5 protein-coding genes are annotated in these 3,421 nt (G+C 48.4%); all 5 read left to right on the top strand.

Going from position 1 to position 3,421, the window contains the following annotated elements:
* The first annotated feature begins 90 nt into the window (after positions 1 to 90).
* The 5 genes from H6H02_RS26475 (at position 91) to H6H02_RS26455 (ending at position 3,277) form a co-directional block, all read left to right on the top strand.
* Positions 91 to 324: a hypothetical protein gene (locus tag H6H02_RS26475; protein WP_190823400.1), complete on the top strand. Its 234-nt coding sequence runs from the start codon at positions 91 to 93 to the stop codon at positions 322 to 324.
* A gap of 114 nt (positions 325 to 438) precedes the next feature.
* Positions 439 to 801 (top strand): DUF4158 domain-containing protein, encoded by a 363-nt coding sequence (locus H6H02_RS26470; protein WP_190823398.1) that lies wholly within the window; start codon positions 439 to 441, stop codon positions 799 to 801.
* Positions 802 to 829: 28 nt separating this feature from the next.
* A complete protein-coding gene (locus tag H6H02_RS26465; protein ID WP_190823396.1) occupies positions 830 to 1,894 on the top strand; it encodes a hypothetical protein in 1,065 nt (354 codons plus the stop codon).
* Positions 1,869 to 2,096, top strand: a complete 228-nt coding sequence (locus tag H6H02_RS26460; RefSeq protein WP_190823394.1) for a hypothetical protein — start codon at positions 1,869 to 1,871, stop codon at positions 2,094 to 2,096. Before H6H02_RS26465 ends, H6H02_RS26460 begins: the two co-directional genes overlap by 26 nt.
* Positions 2,093 to 3,277, top strand: coding sequence for a Tn3 family transposase (locus tag H6H02_RS26455; RefSeq protein WP_190823393.1), 1,185 nt, complete (start codon positions 2,093 to 2,095; stop codon positions 3,275 to 3,277). Before H6H02_RS26460 ends, H6H02_RS26455 begins: the two co-directional genes overlap by 4 nt.
* Positions 3,278 to 3,421 lie beyond the last annotated feature (144 nt).

Raw genomic sequence — 3,421 nt, 5'->3', positions numbered from 1 at the left:
CTTCGGACTCTTTCCCCAGATGTCGCCGACTCGGCAGGCGAAACTTTCCAGATTTTATTAATAAATTTTCAATTCGTTTGACTGTCCGTTGTGCTGTTGATTCGTGCCTGCCCCAATCTTGAGCAATATGAAAGTAAGTTCTGTACTCGCGCCAATACTGCTCTTGTTAACAAGATTTGGTCGGGAATTGGGATAGATGCATGGCTGCCACGGCTGCCCTCTTTCCCATCTCGTACTACTTTCACCATCATCCAAAATGTTTCCGGTTTCACCCCGTACATTCTTTTAAAGTCAGATTTAGACAATGCAAGTGCTTTTTTGTAACGCATCAATTTAGGAACTATAACTATCAATTCATGAAACTTTGTTTAGCTGATTTTACTCAATTCCGCAAGAGGTCTACTATTGCCTGAATCAATTGTGTGAGGGGAAACGAGTATGAAGCGGCAGTGGACACCTGAAGAGTTAGTTGAACAATTCACGCTACTGTTGGATGAAGTGGCATTACTGGAAACAAAAGTGGGGGCAAACCAACTGGGGTATGCCGTGTGGCTCAAGTTCTTCCAGCATGAAGCTCGCTTTCCTCGCAGTCGTCAAGAGATTCCGAAAGCGGTCATTTCCTACCTGGCAGCCCAACTCGACCTCTCGCCCAGACTGCTACAAGACTACAGCCATCAAGGACGCAGCGGCGCTCGTCATCGCATTGAAATTCGAGAATTCTTCGGATTCCAAGAGTCCACCTTGAAAGATGCTGAAGCCATGAAAGATTGGTTGTCTCAACAAACAGGTTCTGATATATGATCGACAAGAATCACACCTTGAAGCCATTGTGTACCAACGTTTTCGAGAGCTGAAACTGGAGCTTCCCAGTCCCAAACAGGTAAAGCGGTTGATTAGTTCTGCGATTCGTACAACCGAAGCCAGCTTTTGCGAGCGTCTGATGCAACAACTGTCGGTTGACACCCGAAGCAAGATGGATGACCTGCTGAAGACAGAAGTGAGTGAGCCTGAGGATGAGGCGATCCAGTTCAAACAGTCCGTGTTCAGTTTTCTCAAGAGCGACCCGTCCCGGGTCGGGCTAGAAAGTTTGTTCAAAGAGATTGACAAGCTGAACCACATTCGCCAGTTAGGCATGCCTGTGAATTTGTTTGACACGATCCCACCTAAAGTGGTTGGGCATTACCGCCGTCGTGCTGCGGCCGAAACTCCCCGTGACCTCAGACGACACTCAAAGGCGATTCGCTATACCCTGATTGCTGCCTTCTGTTGGCAACGCAGCCAGGAGATTAGCGACAACCTGGTGGAATTGTTAGTGCAGATCGTGCATCGCATTGGCATTAATGCAGAACGGCGTGTAGACAAACAGTTGCTCAATGACTTCAAGCGGGTCGATAACAAACCGCATTTGCTCTATCAGATCGCTACTGCCACACTGGAGCATCCAGACGAGAGCGTCAAAGAGGTTGTTTATCCGGTCGCCACTCCCACAATCCTAAAAGCAGTCATTCAGGAATATCATGCCAGTACAACCTATGACCAGAAGGTGTACACGGTAATGCGATCCTCCTACCTGCATCATTACCGACGCATGGTACCCAAAATTCTAAAAACGTTAGAGTTCCGTTCCAACAATGAAGTTCACCGTCCCGTTGTTCAAGCTCTGGAACTCCTGAAAAAATATCAAGATAGCAATCAGCGTTACTATGCCAGTGAAGAACAACTTTACGTCAAAGGAGTCCTCAAAAGTGGTTGGCGCGACCTAATCGTAGAAACTGATAGTGAAGGCAAAGAGCGTATCAATCGCGTCAACTACGAAATCTGTGTATTGCAAGCATTACGAGATAATACTGCGCTCAAAGGAGATTTGGGTGGTTGGGGCGAAGCGGTATGGTAATCCAGAATCTGATTTGCCGCAGGACTTTGACCAAAATCGAGAGGTGTACTATCAGGCACTCAAGCAACCCCTTGATGCTGAAGCCTTCATCACCCAACTGCAAGCGGAAATGACTCAAGCGTTGACACTGCTCGACCAAGGGCTACCCCAAAATCCATTGGTGCGGCTCATCAAACGTCAGGGAAATAACTGGATTCAGTGACTCCCTTAGAGAGGCAGGCAGAACCTTATAACTTGCGCTACTTGAAAGGAGAAATCAACGGGCGTTGGACTATGACCAGTTTGCTCGACGTGCTCAAGGAAGCAGACCTGCGAGTCCACTTCACGCAGCAATTCAAAACCACTGCCTCACGAGAAATGTTCGACCCCCAAACCATTCAGCGACGGTTGCTGCTATGCCTTTATGCCCTAGGCACCAATACCGGACTCAAATGGATTTGTGGCGGCATGAAGCACGACAGTTACGACGATCTGCGTTACATCAAAAAGCATTTCGTCAATAAAGAGGATCTGCGTCGTGCGATTGCTCAGGTCGTCAATGCCATCTTTGCCAGCCGTAGAGAAGCGATTTGGGGAGAGGGGACAACCACCTGTGCTTCAGATGCCAAAAAGTTTGGTTCCTGGGAGCAGAATCTCATGACCGAGTGGCATATTCGCTACGGCGGACGCGGGGTCATGATCTATTGGCATGTCGAGAAGAAGTCTGCCTGCATTTATTCGCAACTCAAGACTTGCTCGTCCTCAGAAGCAGCTGCCATGATTGAAGGGCTGCTACGGCATTGCACTGATATGCCTGTGCAGAAGAACTTTGTAGACACCCACGGACAGAGTGAAGTGGCATTTGCCTTTTGTCGTCTGCTGGGGTTTGAACTGATGCCCCGGATTCGCCGCATTGGCGCACAACGGCTATCCTTACCTCAAGCTGGACAGCGCCAGAACTATTCCAATTTGCAGTCCGTCTTGGCGAACAAGGAAATTGACTGGAACCGGATTCGACAGCAATATGACCAGATGGTGAAGTATGCCACAGCCCTCAGACTGGGAACCGCAGAAGCAGAAGCGATCCTACGTCGATTTAACCGAGCGACTTCTCCCCTTCATCCAACCCATCTGGCATTGATAGACCTGGGGAAAGCGATTCGGACAATTTTTTTGTGCCGCTATTTGCATTCTGAGGAACTACGTCGGGAAGTTCATGAGGGTTTGAATGTAGTAGAACAGTGGAATGGGGCAAACGGGTTCATCTTCTACGGCAAAAACAGCGAGATTGCCACCAATCGGCTGGATGAGCAGGAGCTATCAGTCCTGGCGTTGCATTTGTTGCAAATTTGTTTGGTCTACATCAACACCTTGATGATTCAGCAGGTAAGTAGCTGGGACTAATTAAATATAAGATGGGATAGGTTCTCTAAACGGAGTGTTCCATTATTTATGCCAGCTCCGATTCGGATTATCTTAAGCGAAGCAGAGGACTCGATGTTGAGCGAGTTGCGAGTTGCCCAAACAGTGCCGCAACGCACTCGTGAC

The organism is Coleofasciculus sp. FACHB-1120 (assembly GCF_014698845.1).
Lineage (GTDB): Bacteria > Cyanobacteriota > Cyanobacteriia > Cyanobacteriales > FACHB-T130 > FACHB-T130.
This window is presented reverse-complemented; position numbering and strand designations above follow the sequence as displayed.

Coding starts and splice junctions, on each gene's coding strand:
- H6H02_RS26470 (WP_190823398.1), top strand. CDS start 439: ATGAAGCGGCAGTGGACACCTGAAGAGTTAGTTGAACAATTCACGCTA.